Here is a 5,864-nt window from a genome sequence, read left to right as displayed (position 1 = left end):
TGAGTCCGTCGAGACGTCCATGGGCCTGACCCCCCTGGAGGGTCTGGTCATGGGCACCCGTTCAGGTGATGTGGACCCGGCCGTGATCTTCCACCTGCAGAGGGTCGCCGGGATGAGCACGGACGACATCGACGCCCTGCTCAACCGGCGTTCGGGCATGCTCGGCCTGGCCGGCGCCAACGACCTGCGCGACATCCACGACGCGATCGAGGCCGGCGACGGCGACGCCCGCCTCGCCCTGGACGTGTACTGTCACCGGCTCAAGCATTACATCGGTGCGTACTACGCCATTCTCGGCACGGTGGACGCGATAGCCTTCACCGCCGGGGTCGGTGAGAACGACGACGTCGTCCGGGAGCTGTCGCTCGCCGGCCTCGACAGGCTCGGGATCACCGTGGACCCCGACCGCAACGCCGGGCGCAAGAAGGCCGACACGGTCGTCTCGCCCGACGGGGCCGAGGTCACGGTGCTGGTGGTGCCGACCAACGAGGAGCTCGAGATCGCACGTCAGGCAGTCGCAGTCGCGTCGGCCTGACCTCATACCCGGACAGAGCCGGGAGTGTGGGGACCATGGACCACCGAGGGGGCGACTGGACGGTGACCACGACGGCCGGTACCGACCGGTCCGACGACGTGCACGCGCTCGCGGAGGACCTGGCGCGGTTGGAACGCGCCACGAACACCGACCCGGTGGGGTGCCTGGCCCAAGGCGCGGAGCTCCTGGCCCGGGCCGACGCGCTCGGTGACGTGCACGCCCGCATGCAGGCCCTGTACTTCACCGGCTTCGCTCACCACCTGCTGTCCCAGGACCCTCAGGCCCTGGCCTCCATGGAGGAGGCCAGGGCCTTGGCCGAGCTGCTCGAGGACGACCACTGGTTCGCGCGCGTCCTGGGGGGCCTGGGCGCGGTGCACAGCGGGTTCGGGGACCAGGTCACGGCGATCGAGCTGTTGGAGCGCTCCCTGGAGATGCGCCGCCGCCTGGGTGACACGTACGGGATCGCCGCGGCGCTCAACAACCTCGGTGTGACGTTCGAGGAGATGGGTCTGTTCCCCGAGCGCGCCCACGAGCTGCTCACCGAGGCGTACTCGCTGTTCGAGCAGATGGGTGAGGAGCAGGGCTGCTGCGCGAGCCTGACGCACCTGGCGGCGCTGAGCACCACCAGGGCCGAGAACCTGTGCGCCACGGACGAGGAGGCGGCGTCGGACGCCGCCGAGGTCGCGTTCCGGCGGGCCGAGCAGGCCGTCGAGCACGCACGCGCACTCCCGGACAACCACCGGTTGCTGGGTGAGACCCTCATCACCCTGGCCCGAGCGCTGCTCGCGGCCAAGCGCGTGGACGAGGCGGGTCGGGCCCTGGACGAGGCCGAGGGTCTGCTGACGCAGGGCGAGACCACCCACTTCAGGCTCCGGTTGACCGCGACCCGCGGCCGGTGGCACCGGCACCGCGGTGACCTGACCTCAGCCATCAGGGAGATCGAGCGCGGCCTGCGTGACAGCTCGGCGCGCGCACGGGCCTACGCGCGCGCCACGCTGCTGGACGAGCTGGTGCGCATCCACGAGGAGCGTGGGGCCTACAAGGACGCGCTGGCAGCCCACCGGGAGCTGCTGCTCGCGACCCTGGAGCAGCGGGACGACGCCGCCGAACGGCGGGCCCGGGTCCTCAACGCCCGCCTGGACGTGGAGCGGGCGCAGGTCGCGGCCGAGGCGGAGCGGTTGCGGTCGGAGCGGCTCGAGCTCGCGAACCGCGAGCTGGCCCACGCGGCCACCCACGACGCCCTGACCGGGCTGGTGAACCGACGCGGCTTCGACGCCGCGCTGGCCGGCAGGACCACCGACCCGGACGCACCGGCCACCTGCGTCCTGGCCGACCTGGACAACTTCAAGGCCGTCAACGACCGCTTCTCCCACGCCGTCGGTGACGAGGTCCTGCGGCAGGTCGCCCGCCTGGTCGCGGGAGCCGTGCGCGGCACCGACCTCGTGGCGCGGATCGGCGGGGAGGAGATCGCGATCCTCCTGGACACCTCGGAGTCCGGCCGCGACGTGGCGGCCGTGTGCGAACGGGTCCGCACCAGCATCGCCACCCACGCCTGGGACGAGGTGGCGCCGGGCGCGCGGGTCACGATCAGCATCGGGGCGGTCACCCGTCGACCCGGGGAGGATCCCTCGGCCCTGCTCGCGCGCGCCGACGCGCTGCTCTACGAGGCGAAGTCCGCGGGCAGGGACACCGTCCGGATCGGGTGACGGCTACGGCATCCGCACGGCCTTCATGACCCGCAGCGCCCTGGTGAACCCCGCCGTCCACCGGTGCCCGGGCTCACGGTACAGGCGGGCCAGGCCCCAGCCGTGGAACGTACCGTGCTGCACGGCGACGGTCTGGGTCCAGGTGACCGCCTCGACGGCTTCGCGCCCGTGCCGACGTCCCAGGCCCGAGGCCTTCACACCGCCGACCGGGGCTCCGGGACTCCCCCACGCGGCCGCGTACCCGTCGTTGACGGTGACGATCCCGACGTCGATCGCCGCTGCGAGGCGACGGGCCCGGCGGACGTCCCGGCACCACAGCGCCACGGCGAGCCCGAACTCCGTGTCGGCGACCACCTGCATCGCCTCGACGTCGTCCGTCACCCTGTGCACGGTGACCACCGGGCCGAACGTCTCCTCGGCGAGGACGTCCGCACCGGCCGGCACGTCGGCCAGGATGGTGGGCTCGTAGAACCACGGTCCGACGTCGGGCCGGTGCACCGCACCGGTCACGACGCGGGCGCCGAGGGACAGCGCCTGGTCCACGTGCCGCTGGACACGCTCCAGGTGGTGCGGGCCGGTGAGGCAGCCCACGTCCGCCCGGTAGTCCAGGTCGCCACCCAGACGCAGGGCGCGCACCCGGACGGTCAGCTCTCTCAGCACCTCGTCGGCGACCGACTCGTGGAGGACGAGGCGCTCCACGGAGACGCACAGCTGGCCCGTCCCGGAGAAGCACGCACGGACCAGGCCCTCGGCCACGACGGCCGGGTCGACGTCCTCGGTGACGTAGGCGGCGTTCTTGCCGCCGAGCTCCAGCGTGGCGCCCACCAGCCTTCGGCCGGCGGTCGCCCCCACCTCACGCCCCACGGCGGAGGAGCCGGTGAAGACCACGTGGTCGGCGCGCTCGGCCAGGCGGGCACCGACGTCCCCGTCCCCGACCACCACCTGGACCAGACCTTCCGGCAGGCCCGCCTCCTGGGCGAGGGACACCGCCCACAGCAGGCTCAGGGCCGTCTGCGGGTCCGGCTTGACCACGACACCGTTGCCGGCGGCCAGCGCCGGCACGGCGTCCCCGACCGACAGCGACAGCGGGTAGTTGAACGGGGCGACCACTCCCACCACGCCGACCGGGCGCCGGTGCACCCGCACCCTGGTCAGTCCGGGGACCAGGCCCCGGGGGTGCCGCGCCGCGAGGTGGCGTCGGGCCCGGTGGGCGTAGTACCGGGCGCTCTGGGCGACGTCGGCGACCTCCTCGTAGGCCGCGCTCCTGGACTTGCCGGTCTCCAGCTGGAGCAGGTCCAGCACCTGCGTGCACCGCTCGAGCAGCAGGTCGTGGAAGCGCCGCAGGACCGCGGTCCGCTGCGCCACCGGGGTTCGCGCCCACAGCCTGCCGGCCAGCCGGGCGCGCATCACGGCGCTGTCGACGTCGTCGGGCGCCGACACCGGCACGTGCGCCAACCGGGACCCGGTCGCGGGGCGCAGGACCACCCGGGTGCCTGCACCGGGTGAGGTCACGACCGCTCGGCACCACTCGCGCACACGGTCGGGGTCGAGCACCCCCTCCGGGGTCGTTGCGGCACCGGGATCCACGACGACGGGGGTCACCATGCGTTCCAGGCTAGCCCGGGGCGCCCGGCCCGGGTGCCTGTCCCCAGCAGGTCTGGACGACCGCGGCGGGGGCGGCCGTCACGGGAGCGAGAGGACCTCACGCACGTGGGCGTCGAGGAGGTCCAGCGCGGCGGCCCTCGCGCCGTCGGGCGACACGGCTCCCCGTGCCGCCTGCGCGATCGCCCGGCACCTGTCGGTCGTGTGGCGGGCGATCGCGAACCGCACCGCAGGGGCGGCCGCCGGCGACATCGACAGGCTCCCCGCCCCCAGGCCCACCAGGACCAGCGCCATCAGCGGGTCAGCAGCGGACTCCCCGCACACCCCCACCGGCCGCCCGGCGTCCGCCCCGGCACGGGCGGCCGTCGCGACCAGGTCCAGGACGGCCGGCTGCCAGGTGTCCAGCAGGTCGATCAGGCCACCGTGCAGGCGGTCGGCGGCCATGGCGTACTGGGCCAGGTCGTTGGTGCCGATCGAGACGAAGTCCACCTCGGCCAGGAGATCGCGGGTGCGCAGCGCCGCGGCCGGCACCTCGACCATCACCCCCACGCTCGTGATCCCGCAGTCCCGGGCGAGCGCGGCGAACTGCGCGGCCTCCTGGACCGTGGAGATCATCGGGGCCATCACCTGGACCTCACGTCCCGTCTCACGCGCCGCCTGCGCGATCGCCAGCACCTGGTCCCGCAGCAGCTCCGGGTCGTCACGGACGGTGCGGAACCCCCGCACCCCCAGCGCCGGGTTCTCCTCGCCGCGGCGGGTGACGAACGCCAGCGGCTTGTCGGCACCTGCGTCCAGGGTGCGGATCACGACCCGGCGGTCCCCCGCCGTCTCGATGACCCGCCGGTAGGCGTCCACCTGCTCCTGGAGCCCCGGGGCCGCGGACCGTCCCAGGAACAGCACCTCGGTGCGCAGCAGGCCCACACCCTCCAGGCCCGCGCAGTCCACGGCGTCGAGGTCCTCCACGCCACCCACGTTCGCCAGCAACGGGACCGGGCTGCCGTCAGCGGTCCGACCCGGTCTCGTGTCGCGCTCCAGGTCCGCGAGGGCGTCCCGGCGGGCCTCCACCCGACGTCGCGCCTCCCGGTCGGGGGCGACCACGACCGCCCCGGCGGCCGCGTCCACGGCGACGTCCACCCCGTCCGGCACCGCGAGGGCACCCACGACCTGGACCACGCACGGGATGCCGAGCTGGCCGGCGATGATCGCGGTGTGGCCGGTGGGGCCACCGTGCTCGAGCACCACGCCCAGCACCTTCGTCAGGTCCAGGGCAGCGGTGTCGGCAGGTGCGAGGTCGTGGGCGAGGACCACGCTGGGGCGGTCCAGCGCCGGGACGCCGGGCTCGGGCAGGTCCTGCAGGAGCGCGACCGCGCGGTCCCGGACGCTGCGGACGTCGGTGACCCGCTCGGCGAGGTAGCCGCCGGCCGCGGTGAACGCCTCGACGACCTCCGCGGTCGCGCGGTCCACCGCCAGCGCGGCCGGCTGCCCACCCATGACCCGCCCGCGGACCTGGTCGCGCAGCTCGGGATCACGGGCGATGGACGCCGTGGCACGCAGGACCTCGGCGATGGCCCCTGCGGTGCGCCCGGCACGCTCCTCGAGGGTCGTCGCGACCGCGTCGAGCGCGGTCAGGGCACGCACCACCTCGGCGTCCGGGTCACCCGGCGCCAGCAGGTCCCACGGCACCGAGGGAGCCGCGTGGACGGTGACCGCCGGGCCGACGACCGCCCCCCTCCCGACCCCCTGCCCGTGGAGCACCCGCATGCGGACGGGAGGCAGGTGGGCGGTCACCTCAACGCGGCTGGTAGGGGGAGACGACGACCTCCACACGCTGGAACTCCTTGAGGTCGGAGTACCCGGTGGTCGCCATCGCGCGGCGCAGGGCCCCCACGAGGTTCAGGGTGCCGTCCGCCTGGCGGCCCGGGCCGAAGAGGATCTGCTCGAGGGCGCCGGCGGTCCCCACGGCCACCCGCTCCCCGCGGGGCAGCTCGGGGTGGTGGGCCTCCGGGCCCCAGTGCCAGCCG

At 74.4% G+C, this 5,864-nt stretch carries 3 protein-coding genes and 2 pseudogenes; 2 read left to right on the top strand and 3 right to left on the bottom strand.

Translation table 11 applies throughout. The annotated features are described in order from the left end of the window. Together N869_RS12325 and N869_RS12320 are read left to right on the top strand one after the other, a co-directional pair. Positions 1–535 (top strand): annotated as a pseudogene (locus tag N869_RS12325) (acetate kinase); the annotation flags it as partial. Between the two features lie 35 nt (positions 536–570). Then, positions 571–2,241, top strand: a complete 1,671-nt coding sequence (locus N869_RS12320; protein WP_156968528.1) for a diguanylate cyclase — start codon at positions 571–573, stop codon at positions 2,239–2,241. 3 nt (positions 2,242–2,244) lie between these two features. Here N869_RS12320 and N869_RS12315 read toward each other — a convergent pair whose 3' ends face one another. The 3 genes and pseudogenes from N869_RS12315 to N869_RS12305 all read right to left on the bottom strand — a co-directional run. Then, entirely contained in the window at positions 2,245–3,846 is a 1,602-nt protein-coding gene (locus N869_RS12315) for a succinic semialdehyde dehydrogenase (RefSeq protein ID WP_052105507.1), read from the bottom strand. Between the two features lie 78 nt (positions 3,847–3,924). Further along, positions 3,925–5,631 carry a putative PEP-binding protein gene (locus tag N869_RS12310; RefSeq protein WP_332248770.1) on the bottom strand — a complete coding sequence of 569 codons (1,707 nt, stop codon included), beginning with the start codon at positions 5,629–5,631 and terminating at the stop codon, positions 3,925–3,927. A gap of 1 nt (position 5,632) precedes the next feature. Beyond that, a pseudogene (locus N869_RS12305) lies at positions 5,633–5,864 on the bottom strand (GuaB3 family IMP dehydrogenase-related protein); the annotation flags it as partial.

Source organism: Cellulomonas bogoriensis 69B4 = DSM 16987, assembly GCF_000767165.1.
GTDB lineage: Bacteria > Actinomycetota > Actinomycetes > Actinomycetales > Cellulomonadaceae > Actinotalea > Actinotalea bogoriensis.
The sequence above is the reverse complement of the archived record's forward strand: the minus strand, read 5'-3'. Positions and strand labels throughout refer to the sequence as shown.